The following is an 18224-nucleotide window of genomic DNA, read 5'->3' as shown; positions in this document are numbered from 1 at the left end:
TATATCAAGTATATAATTCATTATAAATCAATATAATTTAATTAATCTTTATTAAAAAAATAAAAGGAATAATTTATGCAAAAAATCGAAGCCAAAAAAAAATTGAAAAACTATATTCTGCTTGAAGAAGATTTGCATTTTAAAGAAGAAGCAATAAAAATTCAAAAAACAAATAATGAGACAGAAATTCTAAACAGATTTTATAAAGATCTAGAATTTGGTACTGCTGGAATGAGGGGTATTATTGGGGCTGGAACATGCTACATAAATACATATAATGTAAAAAAAATAAGCCAAGGAATATGCAACTATGTACTTAAAGTAAATCAAACCCCCAAAGTTGCAATAAGTTATGATTCAAGATACTTTTCAAAAGAATTTGCTTACAATGCTGCTCAAATTTTTGCCTCAAATAATTTTGAAACATATATATATAAAAGCTTAAGACCTACCCCCCAACTATCTTATACAATAAGAAAATTTGATTGTGATGTTGGTGTTATGATAACAGCAAGTCATAATTCAAAAGAATATAATGGCTATAAAGCATATTGGAAAGGTGGAATTCAAATGATGCCACCTCATGACACACTAATAACTGATGAAATTAAAAAAGTGAAAAAAATAATAAATACAATTACTATAAAAGAGGGTGTTGAAAAAAAGATTATCAAAGAACTAGACGATGAGATCGACCAAGAATATGTGGCAACAATCAACAAAGAATTCCCTGATTTTGAAAAAAACAGTAGAAAAACAAACTTAAAAATAGCCTACACAGCGCTACATGGCACCGGTGGAACTATAATAAAAAAACTCTTTGCAAATAGCAAAATACAACTTTTTTTAGAAAAAAGTCAAATAATGCCTAACCCTAAATTTCCAACAATAAACTATCCTAATCCAGAAAAAAAAACATCAATGCTTAAAGTAATAGGGCTTGCAAAAAAAAAAGATTGTGACATTGCTCTTGCAACAGATCCAGATGCTGACAGAATAGGGGTCGCATTTAAAGATCAACACGAATGGATATTTTTAAACGGAAATCAAATATCATGCATTTTAATGGACTATATACTTTCAAAAGAAATAAATCCTAAAAATACATTTGTAATATCATCCTTTGTAACAACACAAATGCTAGAAAAAATTGCAAAAAAATATGGTTCTCAAATTTTTAGAACTTACACAGGATTTAAATGGATAGGAAATTTAATTGATGAAATGGAAAAAAATGAACCAAATAAAAAATTTGCTTTTGCCTGCGAAGAAAGTCATGGATATCTAATAGGAAGAAAAGTTAGAGATAAGGATGCATTTTCAGCCATAAAAGGGATTTGTTCTTTAGTACTTGATTTAAAAGCTAAGCAACAAACAATTAAAAATTATCTTGAAAAGATATACAAAGAATTTGGATATTATGAAGAATTTAATATAGAAAAAAACTTTGAAGGGGTTAATGGAGAAATTCAAAGAGAAGAACTAATGTCAAAGCTAAGAAAAGAACAAAAAATGCAATTCGCAGGAATTAAAATAATTGAAAAATTAGACTATAAAACTCTTAAAAAAATTAACTTCAAAAAAGAAATTTCAGAAATTGAAGAATATAGATATCCTATAAACGCAATAAAATTCATACTTGAAAATGAAATTGTAATAACCATAAGACCCTCTGGAACAGAACCAAAAATTAAATTTTACATATCTGTAAAGCTAGAGTATAAGGAAAAACATAAAATATTTGATATAATAAATGCAATAAAGATGGAGATAAAAAAATATTAACATAACAGAAAATTTAATAAATTTGGTAGAAATAGATTCAAAAGAAATTGCAAGAAAAAATAAAAATAAAGAGGTTTCAATTTGGCATCTATTAATGTCTATAGTTACTACTCCTAAAAAATCTGAAATAAAATTTATAGATACCAAAACTCTAAAAAGCATCAAACAAGAAGTTTTATGTGAAATAGATAAATTAGAGAAAATTTTAATAGAAAAAAATGAAATAATTATTCCAAAAATCAATAAAGAAGTCTTTACTCTTATAAAGGAAGCTAAAAAGGAGTTTAAATCTAAACCCTTAATAGGGGCAAAAGAAATTTTTTATCAAATATTAAAAAATAAAAAACTTTTAAAAAAGTACAAACTAAGTAAATCTAGCTTCGACTTTAAAGATCAAAATATATTAGAATACATGGAAAAAAATAAAATAAGATTAATTGAAACCTACAAAGAATTTGACGAAGAAATACGCTTTGAAAACGAACACTTCGAAATTGAAAAGTATGTCAAAAATTTAACAGCGCTTGCAAAAAATAAAAAATTGGATCCCTTGATTGGAAGAGAAGCGGAGATTAAAACTCTTACAAATATACTCTTAAGAAGAAATAAAAATAGTGCAATGTTAATAGGCGAGCCTGGGGTAGGAAAAACAGCAATAGTTGAAGGACTTGCATCAAGTATAGTACAAAAAAAAATAAGTAGCAAACTCCAAAACAAAACAATTCTAATGCTTAAAGTTTCAAACTTGGTATCGGGAACAAAATATAGAGGTGAATTTGAAGACCGCTTAAATAATATAATTAAATATATTGAAAAAAACAAAAACACAATAATATTTATTGATGAAATACACACTTTAATAGGAGCTGGAAATTCCGAAGGAGCTCTTGATGCATCAAATATATTAAAACCATCGCTCTCTAGGGCTGAAATACAAATTATTGGAGCAACCACTTATAATGAATATAGAAAATATATCTCAAAAGACAAAGCATTTGCCAGAAGATTCCAAACAATTACTGTAAGAGAACCTAATGAAAAAGACACACTAAAAATAATCAAAAATATTGCAAAAAATTTCGAAGACTATCATGGAGTGATCTATGAAAAAAGTGCGCTTATAGATATAATAAAACTTTCATCCAAATATCTAATAAATAAAAGATTTCCGGATAAAGCAATAGATATAATAGACATTGCCGGCGCAATTAAAAAGGAAGAACCTACAAAGGACAATATTGTAACATCAAATGATATACAAAAAGCAATAAATGAAATACTATCTATTAAAGCAACAAATAACATAAAAGAAGAAATTTTAGAATTAAAAGAAGTAGAAAGCAAAATAAATCAAAAAGTGATCGGACAAAAACATGCAGTAAGCGAGCTTATTAAAGAAATTATTAAAGTCAAACTTGGACTTAATGACGATTCTAAACCTTTAACTTCAATATTGCTAATAGGATCAAATGGATGCGGAAAAACCACTTTAATTGATGAACTATCTAAAAAAATTATCAAGGATCAAAATTCAATATTAAAACTAGATATGTCAGATTACAGAGAAGAAAACTCTATTTCAAAATTAATTGGCACAAATCCAGGATACGTAGGCTATTCTGATGGAGGCATTCTGACAAACAAATTAAAACATTCATTTGAAACTTTAATATTGTTTGAAAACATTGAAAATGCCCACAATTCTATATTAAACTTAATAAGTCGAATGCTTGAAAATGGAGAACTTATTGATAGCAAAGAAGATAAAATATTATTTAAAAACACAATTATAATAATGACTACAAACGTTGGATCTAGAATGCTGCTTGGAGAAAAAAATATGGGATTCAACAAAAATCAACAAAAAATCGCAGAAATAAAAAACTTTAAAGAAGAAATCAAACAAGATCTTGAGAAAAGATTTAAGCTATCCCTTTTAGACAGAATTCAAAAAAAAATTATACTAAATGTCCTTACAAAGGACAATGTAGAAGAAATTTGTAAAAACTACTTAAATACTCTTAAAACAAAATTTAACTCTAAAGGAATAGAAGTAGAAATAAATAAAGATGTTAACAACTTTATAACTACAAAATACTATAAAAAAAATTCGGGATCAAGAAGCATAATTGCCGCAATAAAGGAAAAAATAGAAGAAAATATTATCACAAAAATAGCTGAAAATCAAAACATAAATAAAATAATAATTTATTTAGAAAAAGAAAAAATAATAATAGAGTAAAGGAGAATTATAATATTAATATGTTTAAAAAAGTAGAAAACAGGGAAAATTTTCCTAAAATAGAAGAAAAAATATTAAAATTTTGGACTGATAACAAGATCTTTGAAAAATCAATGGAACAAAGAAAAGGATGTGAAGAATTTACATTTTATGACGGACCGCCTTTTGCAACAGGACTTCCTCATTTTGGACATTTTGTTCCAAACACAATAAAAGACATAATTCCAAGATATAAGACAATGCAAGGTAAATATGTTAAAAGAAATTTTGGATGGGATACTCACGGACTACCTGTTGAATACGAAGTAGAAAAAAAATTGGGAATTTCTGGCAAATACGAAATAGAAAATTATGGCATTGAAAATTTTAACAAAGAATGCAAAAAAATCGTACTTAGATATACAGAAGAATGGAAAAATATAATCTTAAGGCTTGGAAGATGGGTAGATTTTGAAAAAGGCTACAAAACTATGGATATAGACTTCATGGAATCTGTGTGGTGGGTATTTAAAAGTCTTTATAATAAAGGTTTAATCTACGAGAGTTATTATGTACTACCCTATTCTCCAAAACTAGCAACTCCGCTTTCAAACTTCGAAGTGAATCTTGGAGAATATAAGGAAGTCAATGATCCATCATTAACAATAAAATTTAAAATAAAAGATAAAAACGAATATCTACTAGCATGGACAACAACTCCTTGGACATTACCTTCAAACCTTGGAATTGCAGTTGGACAAGAAATAGAATATACTAAAATTTTTGACAAAAAAAAAGAAGAAATTTTAATACTTGGATCAAGAAAACTTAATAGCTATTATGATGATGAAAATCTATATACTATTATAGAAAAATTCAAAGGAAGCAAGCTTGCGGGTATAGAATATGAACCTATTTTTAACTACTTTTTAGAACAAAAAAATAAAGGTGCTTTTAAAGTCCATACAGCCGATTATGTTACAACTGACGATGGAACAGGAATTGTTCATATTGCTCCTTTTGGGGAAGAAGACTACAAGATACTTAAAAAACATACAAATGTCGATATAATAGATCCCTTAGATGCTGAATGTAAATTTACAAATCAGGTAAAAGATTTTAAAGGACTTTTTGTAAAAGATGCTGATAAAAAAATAATAGAAAACCTAAAATTACGCAATTTTTTATTCAAAAGAGAAAATTATCTACACAGGTATCCATTTTGTTACAGAACAAACTGCCCAATTATTTACAGACCAATAAGCTCATGGTTTGTAAATGTAGAAAAAATAAAAACCAAACTCTTAGAAGTAAATGAAGAAATTAATTGGATGCCAGCTCATTTAAAAAAAGGAAGATTTGGAAAATGGCTAGAAAATGCAAAGGATTGGGCAATAAGCAGAAACAGATTTTGGGGCAACCCAATTCCAATTTGGATATGCTCAAAAACAGGAAAAAAAATTTGTGTTGGATCTAAAAAAGAGCTTGAAGAGCTATCTGGTCAAAAAATCGAAGACTTACATAAAGACAAAGTAGATAAAATAACCTGGCCAAGCGAAGATGGCGGCACATTTATCAGAACAAACGAAGTTCTAGATTGTTGGTTTGAATCTGGAGCAATGCCTTACGCAAGCAATCATTATCCATTCAAAAATGAAAGTAATTTTAAAAATGTATTTCCTGCTGACTTTATTGCAGAAGGCCTAGATCAAACAAGAGGGTGGTTTTATACTCTTACAATTTTAGGAACTTCTCTTTTTGAAAACACAGCATTCAAAAACGTCATTGTAAATGGACTTGTACTTTCAAGTGATGGAAGAAAAATGTCAAAATCTTTTAAAAATTATACAGACCCAATGGAAGTGATAAACACCTTTGGAGCCGATGCCTTAAGGCTTTATTTAATAATGAGCCCTGTAGTTAAAGCTGATGATTTAAAATATAGCGACAATGGGGTAAGAGACGTTCTTAAAAATATAATAATACCAATTTGGAACGCTTATTCCTTTTTTATAACTTATGCAATAATTGATAAATTCAAACCTCCAAAAAATATAAGCTTGGTTAAAAGCAATAGCCTTGACAAATGGATCATAAGCGAACTTGAGAGCCTAAAAAAAATACTAAATAAAGAAATAGACAAATATAATTTAACAAAATCAATAGAATCTTTACTTGAATTTATAGATAAATTAAATAATTGGTATATAAGAAGATCTAGAAGAAGATTTTGGAAATCAGAAAATGATAAAGACAAAAACGATGCCTACGAAACATTATATTATGCAATCAAAACTTTAATGATTTTACTTGCACCATTTATTCCATTTATAACAGAAGAGATTTATCAAAATTTAAAAACAGATGAAGATAAAGAATCAATACACCTTAAAGATTATCCAAAAGCAAATGAAAATTTCATCGACAAAACAATTGAAAAGAAAATAAATCTCGCAAGAAAAATAACTTCAATGGCAAGATCACTCAGATCACTACACAATATAAAAATACGCATGCCTATTAGTACAATATACATTGTCACAAAAAATGAAAATGAACAAAATATGCTAATAGAAATGCAAGAAATAATATTAGATGAAATAAATGCAAAAGAAATGAAAATAAAATCTAATGAAGAGGAGCTTATAACTTACAAAGCAAAGGCAAACTTTAAAGCACTTGGGAAAAAGCTTGGAAAAAATATGAAAACGGTGTCTACTGAGATTAGCAGGCTAAAAAATGAAGACGTAATAAAAATAATAAATGGAATATCTTATGAAATAAAAGTGGATAATACAAAATATTACTTATCATTAAATGATATAATATTAGAAAGAGAAGAAAAAGATAACTTAAAAGTAATAAATGAAGGGTCTATTACAATAGGAATAGACTCACTAATAACACAAGAATTATATTTAGAAGGGCTTACAAGAGAATTTGTAAGACAAATCCAAAATTTAAGAAAAGAAAAAAATTTTGATGTTAGCGATAGAATAAACTTATACATAGAAAATAATACAACATTGAAAGAAATACTTAATAAATTTGAAAAATATATTAAATCTGAAACATTAACCTTAAATATTATATTAAACAAAAGCAAGCTAGAAAAGAAAATAAACCTTGACGATAACATATTTACAGCAATAGGAATTGAAAAATGTTAAAAACATTAACAAAAATAATTACAATTTCATACCTCATAATAGGATGCACCAGCCTGTCTTACAGCCCTCCCCAAAAAAATCTAAATTACTTAATGGAACTTTTGCCCGACGCAAATTTATATGCCCATGTAAATTTAATTAAAAATAGATCTATTTACAAATATTTGAGTCCTAAATATAAATCCATTTTAGGACTTATAAACGATTTATACTTCAGCTATAAAAAAGAAAATAACGACTTTGCTCTACTAATAATGGGCAATTTCCCAAAAGATATTTTCTGGGGAATTCACAAAAATAAAAATATGAAATCAATAGGCAATATACTTACAAGCCCAAAATGGAAACTTAAAAATTCAAACATATACATTACTCCAAATAGAGCTAGAACCAGTATTACAATAAACCAAAAAAAAGATAATACCCTAAAAGAACACAATATACTAACAACAAAATACATTAAAGAAATAGAAAAAAATGAAATGTTTTTTTGGATTCAAGATTCAGCATTATTGCTCCCAGACCAAATAGCAAATAGCAATAAAAATTTAATTCCTTTTAACGGGGGAACCCTGTCTATAAACAGCCTAAATCAAAACGAATATATTTTTAAATCTTTGCTCAAAACAAATAACCCATCAGTACTAAAAGTATTGTCAAAAAAGTTAATCCCAACTATCTTGACAAACACGACTAATCTCACAATATCGAACAACATAAAAGCTACAATAAAAGACCAAAATACAGTAGAAATAGAATTTAATATTCAAAAATCTAGCGTTGAAAGCTTTATTACAAAACTAGCTAAAAATATTCAAACCTAAAATAAACCTCTAATAAGAGAAATTATTTTGCTTTTTGCAAGTAAAATAATGATACAAAGCTCCAATTTTACCAGACTCATTATTAAATTTAGTCGGCTCAAGTGTTACAAGATTTTTTATATCATTATTATTAATAAAAGCCATTTCTAAAGACCATAAATTTTCTAATTTTTCATATATTCTATCTATTAAATCAGGCCTTGCACTTATTCCTCCTCCAATTAAAATTTTTTCAGGATTTAAAATAAAAGTTAAATTAAAAATACCAAATGATAAATTCTCAAAAAATCTGTCAACCTCATTTTTGGCATGAATATTTCCATTCTCAGCAAGATCAAAAACATACTCTCCTGAAATTTCTTTTAAAGGCTTCTCTAGGCGCATAGCAACTCTTTTCCTTAAGGCTAAAACAGAAGAAATGGCTTCCCATCTACAATTAAAAGGAATATTATTGCTAATACCTCTAGTAATCATAAATCCAACCTCTCCAGACATAAAAGAATTTCCTCTTAAAAGTTTACCATTTGTAAAAATCCCAGCACCAATTCCTGTACCAATAGTTATAGCAATAAAATCATTAGAATCAATAGCATTACCCTTAAATTTTTCTGCTAAGGCTACACAATTAGCATCATTTTCAATCTCTGTACTTACTCCAGTTAAAAATTCTAATTTCTCTTTCAAAGGATAATTAACAAACCCAGAAATAGCATTTACCCTAATGACATTTCCCTTAATATCAACAAACCCAGGGATACAAATTGCAACTCCCGCTATATTACTCGATTCCCTGTAAGAATTAATAAGGTTAACTAAAATATTTACTTGTTCATCAGAAGTAGCAGCTGTACTTATTTCATTTTTATCAAAAAAAACACCACTTGAATCTGCAAGCGAATACTTAGTGCTAGTCCCACCAATATCAATTGCTAAATAACATTTCATACTCACCCTCAAAACTTAATTTTATATAAATGATCATAAATTTTCCATAGCAATATAAGAAATTTTAGAAATCTTGTTTATAACTATTTGTGCTTTAATCATCTCCTTCAAATAAGAAACATGAGAAATTATACCGATTTGTCGTCCAGTCATTATTTGAAACTTAGAAAGCTTAGGCATAATTTGAGCTAAAGTATCTTCATCAAGATTGCCAAACCCTTCATCTAGAAAAAAAGCTTCAATCTTTAGCTCGCTATCCCTTATTTTATCCGACAAAGCTAAAGACAAGGCTAAAGATACAAGAAATTTTTCACCCCCAGACAAAGTTTTTACCGTTCTTATTCTATTAACATCTTTTTTGTCTTCAATTAAAAAATCAAACTCCTTACTCTCTTTATTAGTTTTAAGCTCAAAATCAGGGAAAATCCACCTTAAATACTTTTCATTTGCTAGTCTTAAGATATCATTAATTAAAAAAGTTTGAACATAATATTTCAATCCAGAAGCCCTAATAACCACCTTTCTCAAAACATCTAGCTTATCTTTCCTTTCTTTGGCAAGATTTAATTCTCCTCGTAGCACGTCTAAATTAATTTTTTGTTGATTAATCTTTTTTTGAAGAGCTTGAAAATTTAAAAACTTTATTCTATACTTTTCAATGTCTCTAGATAAAAATTCAAACTTAGAACTAATTGACACGCTCAATTTTTGCAATAAATCAAGACTATTCTTATTGATTTGTTCTAAGGCAGTTTCTGATTCAAAAGAAAATGAACTAAAAAAAATGCTTTTTAAATCTGAGACTATATTAATAAAACTATTTTGCTCTTCTTTTAGTCTTGCTTTTAAAGTTAAAATAGATTTCTTTATAAATTTAATTTGGGTTTCGGTTTTAATTTTTAAATCTTCTAAACTTTTAAGATTTAAAACAAGCGTATTCCATTCATTTTCTACACTTTTTTGCCTAGCCAAAATAACATTAAATTCTTTTTCCAAGGAGGAATAATCGCTAAAACTCAAATTTAAATTAAATTTTAATAATAAGCTTTTAATTTTTAAAAGATTTTGATCAAAATTCTGATTTTTTAAAGAAATCTCAATTTTTAAATCTTTTTTTCTAGCCTTAAATTGCTCAAACTTTTTCAATTTATTTTCAAATGCTAAAATTTTTTCCCTGTCAAAATAATTTATATATTTATCAAATAAATTTTTTCCAATCAATCTTAAAATTTCAGCATTATTCTTTTTAAATTCCAAAGTATTAATCTCTTGCTTAGAAATTTCTTCTTGCCTACAAGATAACTGATATTTAAGCTCATCAATTTGACTTTGTATCAAATGAAGTTTTGAATTTAAAACGTAAAGCTCTTTCAAACTACAAACCGATAATTTATCTTTATGCTGATAATTTTCATATTCAACCTCAATATATTTTAACTTCTCTTTATCACTCTCAATAGAAAAATTTTTATCATTAAAATATTTTAACAACTCTTTATACAAATCAATCTTAATAATATTTTTTTCCTTATTTTTATTAAAAGCTTCTTTGTCAGTAGATTTTAATAAAAATTCCAACCTATCCCTATATTTTGAAATCAACTCATCATTAAAAGTTTGAAATAATTTCAACGCTTCATAATAAACATATTTGTCAAAATCGAAATTAGATTTCTCAGAAGAAATACTTTTAATCTCATCATTTTTTCTGCTTTGAGCCTTCAATAATTCTTTTTTTTCATCTTCAAGACTATTTTTCCTTAAAAGCAAACTTTGGCAATTATTCTCAACAAATTTAAAATTAAAAATATTGCAATTTTTATTATAAAGCTCCTTAACATAATTAAAATTAAAATTATTAATATCCAAATCTTTAATTTCTTTTAAATTATTCATCACTTTTGAAAGTTCTAAATCAAGTAATCTAATATCATTAAATAACTCGCCTTGCATAGCGACAAGATTTTTCAAATTCCAAAAATCTGAACACAAATAAATTTTTAAATCCAAATCCAACTCTTCTTTTAATTTCTTTTGAAAAGAATAGTCCGCCTCTAAAGAATCTTGGTATTTAACCTGAGAAGACAATTGATCTTCTAAAGAAGATATTTCAACTTCTAAACCTAAATATCTTTCATTAAATACTATTGCCTGATTACACAAAGAAATAGCTCTTTTAATATTTTCAAGATCAATTTCCAATCGACTAATATCAACTAAATCCAAATAATCCTTAAGAGATTTATATTCCTTCTCATCATAATCAAGGATTGATTTTTCATAAGACTCAGAATTTAATAATTTATCTATGCTGAACTTTGTACGTTCAAAGTCACTTTTTAAATAAAATTCTAAATTATCATATTTTTTCAAATTAAAAATATTATCAATTATTGCGGCTTTTTCTTTAGGAGTCGATGTTAAAAATTCTTGAAAATTACCTTGTGGCAAAATTACAGTTTGACAAAATTGATTAAAGTCTAATCGACAAAGACTTTTAATATGCTCTAAAACATCAGTTCGACCCTCAATAATCCTATCATCAAAAAAACAACTAAGAAACATGCTCTTGGGAGTCTCTATGTTTTTTACATTAAGCTCAATAAAAGATTCATAAATCTTACCAGAAATAGTAAATGTTAATTTAACATAAGCACTGGTCTCGCCTTTTGATATAATATCCACAATTTTTTTTCCAAGTCTATAAACACGCGCATATAATGCCAAAGTTATACAATCTAAAATTGTGCTTTTACCTGATCCAGTATTGCCAGAAATTAAAAAAATGCCCGATTGCCTTAACAAAAGAGCATCGAAATTTAACTCATGCTCACCCTTATAAGAAGCAATATTTTTAAATATGAGCTTATTTATCCTCATATTCGCCTAAATATCCTTTAGATAAAACCTCATTAAAAAGAGAAATAAGTTCTTCTTCCTTAAATTTGATATCCTTAATAACGCCACTTTCAAAATCTCGTCTCAACTTTTTCTCAAAAAAATATTTTTCATCCATTTCAAGCACTTCAAGTTCTCCAATAAAACTAGAATCGTCTTGTAAATTCTGACTTAAGAATAAAGAATAGGAAATAGAAACTAAATTCATAAAATTAAGCTTTGCTAAATCATAAATAGTCTCCTCAGCACTAGTATCAATCGCTTCATTAAGTTCAATTTTCAAATAAATCGCAAAAGACTCTTCTTTTTTAAAATTGGTCAAAAAGTCAAGAACTTCATCCAAAGAACCTTTAAAAAAAATTAATTTATTGAAAACCGGCACAAGAAATGCTTTTTGCAAAATTAATTTGTTGTCATTGAAATGTAAAACATTTATATATTTGTCATGAGCCTCATTAAATGAATATTGCATAGGAGACCCTGAATAAACAATATTATCCTTTAGTTTCATGAATTTATGAATATGCCCAAGAGCAACATAAGAAAAACTATTTCCAAAAACATTAAAAGGAATAATATAACTACCTCCCAAGGTATCAATCTTTTTACTGTTAGCAAAAAAAGAATGTGCCATTAATATTTTAGGAATTCCTTTATGATTGTTTTCTAAAAAATTAGATAAACTTAATATCTTTTTTCTGTAAGCATTTTCTAAATTTTCAAGAAATAGATTACTGGAAGGCTGATCTTCTAATCCAAAGGCATTGTCAAAATTTTGCCCTAAAATAAGCCTTTCATTTATATGTGGAAGACAAACAACAATAAACTTAAGATTTCCATTATCTTTTAAGAAAACTATTTGCTCATCAGAATCATACTCTGTTATTAAAAAAAAATTAAATCTCGAAAGAAGTTTTTTATTAATACTCAAATAATCTTTTTTGTCATGATTTCCAGAAATAACCACACACCATTTACAAGAAGTAAAAGAAAGATCATAAAAAAAATTATTTACCAATTTTTGCTCTTCAAATCCGGGCCTTTTGGAATCATAAACATCCCCAGCAACAAGTAAAAGATCTATCTTTTCTTTTTGAATAAATTCTAACAGAAAAAATAAAAATTTTTTCTGTTCCTTAAGTATTGAAAAATTTTCAATTTTTTTTCCAATATGCCAATCTGAAGTATGCAGAATTTTATAATTGCTCATGAAATACTCTCACTTTTTTTAATTCTTAAATTATGTTTATATATTATAATACAATATATAAACATAAGGAATTTATGCAAAATAAAAAATTAATAATAGTTGAATCACCAACAAAAGCTAAAACAATAAAAAAGTTTCTTGATGACTCATTCTTGGTAGAAGCATGCATTGGACATATAGTAGATCTACCAAACAATGCAAAAGAAATTCCCAAAGAATATAAGAAATACGAATGGGCAAATATTTCTATAGATTATAACAATGGATTTAATCCAATTTACATTATTCCTAGCAATAAAAAACAAATTGTATCAAAACTAAAAAAATTAGTACAAACAATCAATGAGATATATCTTGCAACTGACCAAGACAGAGAAGGAGAAACTATAGCATTTCATTTAAAAGAAGTATTAAAAATTAAAAATTATAAACGGATGGTATTTCATGAAATCACAGAAACTGCAATAATCGAATCACTAAAAAATACTAGAAATATAGACATGAACCTTGTTAATGCCGGGGAAGCTAGAAGAATATTGGACCGACTGTACGGATATACCATCTCTCCGCTGCTTTGGAAAAAAATAGCTTATGGACTTTCTGCTGGAAGAGTACAATCTGTTGGTTTAAAATTATTAATAGAAAAAGAAAACACCAGAATAGATTTTAAAAAGGCTAATTATTATACAATTTTACTTCAATGTAAACACGAGAAAAAAGATTTGTTGTTTGAAACAAAATTAGAAGAAATTGACGGCAAGAACATAGCAGAGGGTAAAGACTTTACAAACGAAACGGGAAAACTTAAAAATAGCGAAAAGACAATAATAATAACTCAAGATTTAATGATCGAGCTTCAAAAAGAATTAAAAAATGGACAAAAAATTGAATTAATTTCAATAGAAACTAAAGAAATAAAAATACCTCCTCCAAAGCCATTTACTACATCCACACTTCAACAAGAAATAAATAAGCGCCTTAAAATTGGAACAAAGCAAATCATGCAACACGCCCAAAAACTTTACGAACACGGATACATTACCTATATGAGAACAGACTCTCATAATATTGCTAAAATTGCAAAAGACAAAATAACAAAAATAATAAAAAACAAATACGGAAAAGGCTATATAGAGGAAAAAGATAGAATTTATAAAAAAGAAAAAATGACTCAAAATGCACATGAGGCAATAAGGCCTTCTGAAATGTTTATTCCAAAAGAAAACATAGAAATAGAAAGCAAAACCGCTAAAGAAATTTACAAAATAATATGGGATAGAACTATTATTTCTGGAATGAAAGATGCAATAAAAGAAAATATAAAGCTGACTTTTAAGTATAAAAACTTAATTTTTAAATCAAATTTTACAAAAATAATTTTTGATGGATTTCTTAAACATACTAAAGAAAAAGATGAATATATTAACATAAACTTTGACTTAATTGAAAAAGGAGATACATTTTTTATAGTCAAAATGAAAACAAGTGAGCATGAAACAAAAGCTCCATTTAGATACACAGAAGCATCTCTTGTGCAAAAAATGGAAAAAGAAGGAATAGGTCGTCCTTCAACCTATTCTACAATTATATCAACACTTTTGGAAAGAGAATATGCATTTAAACTCAAAAATACATTAATACCAACTATAAAAGGCGCTGCTGTAATAAATCTTCTTGAAAAATATTTTCCAGTACTAATTGAACTAAATTTCACCTCTAATATGGAAGAAAAATTAGATAAAATAGCAATAGGAAAACTAGATAAAATAAAATATCTAAGTAAATTCTATAATGGTAAAAAAGGACTTAAAGATACAGTAATGCAACTAGAACCTAAAATTAATTCTTCTGAATTTAGAACTGTTATTGAAAATAAAAAAATAGAAAATAAAGATAATAGCATTAATTACACAATAAACATTGGTAAATATGGGCCTTATTTAATATTTAAAGGGAATAATTATTCAATTAAAACAACAACTCCATTAGAAAATTTGTACAAAAAAGATGAAATAGAAAAAATAATAAATGAAAAAGGGCTAAAACCAAATATACTTGGTATTGATCCTTTAACAGGACTTAATGTAATCTTTAAAAATACAATTTATGGAAACATTGTACAACTTGGAGAAGACACTTATGCTCCTCAAGAATATACAAAAAAGGGAAAACCTAAAAAATTAAAAATAATAAAAGCAAAAAAAGCATCAACTAAAAAAATTGATCCTGAAAACATAACATTAGAGCTTGCTTTAAAATTGCTTTCACTTCCAAAACAAATCGGCAAATATCCTCAAACCAATGAACAAATCATTGCTGCAACTGGTGTTTTTGGAGATTATATTAAAACTGAAAGCGGGAGTATTGCTTGCTCACTAAAAAAAGATATAAAAGCATATGACATAACGCTAGACGAGGCTATCAATCTACTTAACGAAAGAGTTAATAAAGTAGGGACAATAGTTAAAATAATCGCATTTTCTAAAAACAGAATTGGCAACAAAATATATATTTACAAAAAAAACGACAAATTTTATGCTAAAATTAAAAGAAAGAAGATTGATTTACCTGATAACATTAGTCTTGACGAAATAAATGAGAAATATGTATTCAGTTTGTTGTAAATATGAATGATTTCAAACTCCCGATTTATAAATATAAAGATGAATTAATCAAAGTATTAAAAAGTAATAATGTTTTAATTGTTGAAAGTCCAACAGGCAGTGGAAAAACTACCCAACTACCAAGAATAATATATGAAGCGGGTTTTGCAAAATTAGGAAAAATTGGAGTAACTCAACCAAGAAGAATAGCTACAATATCAATAGCTGAATATATTGCCAAGCATATTGGTGTAAACGTTGGAGAAGAAGTTGGTTACAAAATAAGATTTGAAGAAATTACAAGCCCAAAAACTAAAATTAAATTAATGACTGACGGGGTGCTTTTGCAAGAGCTAAAAAAAGATACATTGCTTTATGAATATGATGTAATTATAATAGACGAAGCACACGAACGAAGTTTAAACATCGATTTTATACTAGGCCTTATTAAAGATATTTCAAGAAAAAGGGACGATTTTAAAATCGTAATTTCATCTGCTACAATAAACACAAAAATATTTTCAAAATATTTCAACAATGCACCGGTTGTTAGCATTGAAACTATTGCGTACCCAGTACAAATAATATACAATCCTCCTCTTTTAAGCACATCAAAAGGAATGATATTAAAAATAAAAGAAATTGTCTTGAACGTAATAAAAGAAAAAAAAGCAGGGGATATTCTTATATTTTTATCTGGAGAAAAAGAAATAAAAGAAACTATAAAAGAATTACAAGAATTAAACTCAAAAAAAAATTTAATAATATTTCCTTTATACGGTAGGATGCCTAAAGAAGCTCAAGAACAAATATTTATAGCTACTCCTAAAAATAAAAGAAAAATAATAGTCTCAACAAACATCGCAGAAACTTCAATCACAATTGAAAATATTAAAATAGTAATCGATAGCGGAAAAGTTAAAACAAACAAATTCCAAACAAAAACTCATACCTATTCACTCCAAGAAGTTCCAATTTCAAAATCATCAGCAACTCAAAGAGCCGGTAGAGCAGGAAGACTTTCAAAAGGAACTTGCTACAGACTTTACAAAAGAGAAGATTATCAACTAAGAGAAGATTATCAAAAAGAGGAAATATATAGAACAGACCTATCTGAAGTAGTACTGAGAATGGCAGATATTGGAATCAGAGATTTTACACACTTTGACTTCATATCAAAACCATCAACCCATTCGATTCAAACTGCAAGCAAAATATTAAAATCTCTAGATGCTATAACCAATAGCAACGAACTTACAGAAATTGGTAAATATATGATACTATTCCCATTAATTCCAGCACATTCAAGAGCATTAGTCGAAGCAATGATAAATTACCCACAAGCTATCTATCAAACTACAATAGGTCTATCATTTTTATCCACAAGTGGGGTTTTTATATTACCTCAAAATGAAGAGATGGAAGCTAGACAAGCCCACTTAAAATACAAAAATCCAATGGGAGATTTAATTGGATTTATTAATATCTTTGAAGATTTTGTAAAAGCTACAAATAAAGAAGCTTTTACAAAAGAAAATTATTTAGATCTACAAGGACTTGAAGAAATAGTAAATGTACAAATGCAGCTTGAAAACATTATTAGCAAACTAAATATACCAATAATACAAAAAGATACTCTTGACAACGAGGGATATTTAAAATCTATAATGAAGGGAATGAGAGATTACATTTGTTTTAAAACCTCAAAAAAGAAATATAAAACAATCAAAGCTCAAAACGTAATAATTCATCCTGGATCACTTATTAGTACTGATTCTGTTAAATATTTCGTTGCAGGAGAAATTATAGAAACTACAAAAATGTATGCAAGATCCATTGGCGTATTAAAAAAAGAATGGATTGATGATATTAACCTTAATGAAGAGTTTAAGCATAAAAACATACCTGAGAAAGAGAAACAAATAACAAATACCAAACAGACAAAACTTGTCAACGAAATCAAAATAGGAAAAAAAATTTTCAAAGTGGAGCACAAAAATAACATTTATGTAATAAAAATTAGCATAGAAGAACTAAAAGAAATAATTTCAAAAAACGAATTAAATAATCAAAATAATGAAAATTTTGAAAAAATTAAAATACAATTAATGCATAAGAATGTAACAGTTTTCAGCAATAAAAAATTTTTAGAAACTATAGAAATAGTCAAAGGTATGGGAAAAAATTGGCATTGTATAAAAAAATATGAAACAAGCAATGTAAACATTAATGAACCTGAAAAAATGAAAAATCTTTTAGAGTGTACAATGCAGTTTATAATCTCTCCTCCCAAAAAAAATGCTCTTTTCTTATCATTAGAAACAGATCGCTTTGGAAATTTCAGACTAAAACCCAAACAAAATTTCATAATGGCAATAGAAGAATCTATGGAGAGTATAAAAAGCCTAATAGAAAACAAAGAATACATACAAAAGTTACATTCTATAAAGAAATTAATAAATAAAGTTTACAAAAAATTAAATTATTTTTTTTAAAAACTGAACCTTGAAAGCCTTATTATAATAGAAAAAATAATAATCAAATATTATTCATTATTATCAACAATGC

At 26.9% G+C, this 18224-nt stretch carries 9 protein-coding genes; 6 read left to right on the top strand and 3 right to left on the bottom strand.

Annotated features, from left to right (window positions below; all coding sequences use genetic code 11):
- The first annotated feature begins 75 nt into the window (after positions 1 to 75).
- The 4 genes from QIA31_RS04745 to QIA31_RS04730 are packed head-to-tail and all read left to right on the top strand — an operon-like array spanning position 76 to position 8000.
- Entirely contained in the window at positions 76 to 1785 is a 1710-nt protein-coding gene (locus QIA31_RS04745; RefSeq protein ID WP_301394435.1) for a phospho-sugar mutase, read from the top strand.
- Positions 1786 to 1807: 22 nt separating this feature from the next.
- Entirely contained in the window at positions 1808 to 4027 is a 2220-nt protein-coding gene (locus QIA31_RS04740) for an AAA family ATPase (protein WP_301394434.1), read from the top strand.
- A gap of 20 nt (positions 4028 to 4047) precedes the next feature.
- Positions 4048 to 7176: an isoleucine--tRNA ligase gene (gene ileS / locus QIA31_RS04735; RefSeq protein WP_301394433.1), complete on the top strand. Its 3129-nt coding sequence runs from the start codon at positions 4048 to 4050 to the stop codon at positions 7174 to 7176.
- Positions 7170 to 8000, top strand: coding sequence for a hypothetical protein (locus tag QIA31_RS04730; RefSeq protein ID WP_301394432.1), 831 nt, complete (start codon positions 7170 to 7172; stop codon positions 7998 to 8000). Before ileS ends, QIA31_RS04730 begins: the two co-directional genes overlap by 7 nt.
- 9 nt (positions 8001 to 8009) lie before the next feature.
- On the opposite strand, the gene QIA31_RS04725 is transcribed toward QIA31_RS04730, so the two are convergent.
- The 3 genes from QIA31_RS04725 to QIA31_RS04715 are packed head-to-tail and all read right to left on the bottom strand — an operon-like array spanning position 8010 to position 13053.
- Complete coding sequence (locus QIA31_RS04725; protein ID WP_301394431.1) at positions 8010 to 8945, bottom strand: ROK family protein; 936 nt, start codon at positions 8943 to 8945, stop codon at positions 8010 to 8012.
- Between the two features lie 33 nt (positions 8946 to 8978).
- The gene (locus QIA31_RS04720; protein ID WP_301394430.1) at positions 8979 to 11825 is read right to left on the bottom strand and encodes an AAA family ATPase; all 2847 of its coding nucleotides are present in this window, start codon (positions 11823 to 11825) and stop codon (positions 8979 to 8981) included.
- Positions 11812 to 13053 carry an exonuclease SbcCD subunit D gene (locus tag QIA31_RS04715; protein WP_301394429.1) on the bottom strand — a complete coding sequence of 414 codons (1242 nt, stop codon included), beginning with the start codon at positions 13051 to 13053 and terminating at the stop codon, positions 11812 to 11814. Before QIA31_RS04715 ends, QIA31_RS04720 begins: the two co-directional genes overlap by 14 nt.
- A gap of 74 nt (positions 13054 to 13127) precedes the next feature.
- Between QIA31_RS04715 and topA the strand changes: the two genes are divergently transcribed.
- Positions 13128 to 15677, top strand: coding sequence for a type I DNA topoisomerase (topA, locus tag QIA31_RS04710; protein ID WP_301394428.1), 2550 nt, complete (start codon positions 13128 to 13130; stop codon positions 15675 to 15677).
- Between the two features lie 2 nt (positions 15678 to 15679).
- Complete coding sequence (locus QIA31_RS04705) at positions 15680 to 18151, top strand: ATP-dependent RNA helicase (protein WP_301394427.1); 2472 nt, start codon at positions 15680 to 15682, stop codon at positions 18149 to 18151.
- The last annotated feature ends 73 nt before the right edge of the window (positions 18152 to 18224 follow it).

The organism is [Borrelia] turdi (assembly GCF_030439285.2).
Taxonomy (GTDB): Bacteria; Spirochaetota; Spirochaetia; order Borreliales; family Borreliaceae; genus Borreliella; species Borreliella turdi.
Note: the sequence above shows the minus strand (reverse complement) of the source record. Positions and strands in the feature narration are given on the sequence as shown.

What these genes read in the sequence shown, in the direction of transcription:
- QIA31_RS04745 (WP_301394435.1), top strand. Translation starts at nt 76, where the DNA reads ATGCAAAAAATCGAAGCCAAAAAAAAATTGAAAAACTATATTCTGCTT.
- ileS (WP_301394433.1), top strand. Translation starts at nt 4,048, where the DNA reads ATGTTTAAAAAAGTAGAAAACAGGGAAAATTTTCCTAAAATAGAAGAA.
- QIA31_RS04730 (WP_301394432.1), top strand. Translation starts at nt 7,170, where the DNA reads ATGTTAAAAACATTAACAAAAATAATTACAATTTCATACCTCATAATA.
- QIA31_RS04725 (WP_301394431.1), bottom strand. Translation starts at nt 8,945, where the DNA reads ATGAAATGTTATTTAGCAATTGATATTGGTGGGACTAGCACTAAGTAT.
- QIA31_RS04720 (WP_301394430.1), bottom strand. Translation starts at nt 11,825, where the DNA reads ATGAGGATAAATAAGCTCATATTTAAAAATATTGCTTCTTATAAGGGT.
- QIA31_RS04715 (WP_301394429.1), bottom strand. Translation starts at nt 13,053, where the DNA reads ATGAGCAATTATAAAATTCTGCATACTTCAGATTGGCATATTGGAAAA.
- topA (WP_301394428.1), top strand. Translation starts at nt 13,128, where the DNA reads ATGCAAAATAAAAAATTAATAATAGTTGAATCACCAACAAAAGCTAAA.
- QIA31_RS04705 (WP_301394427.1), top strand. Translation starts at nt 15,680, where the DNA reads ATGAATGATTTCAAACTCCCGATTTATAAATATAAAGATGAATTAATC.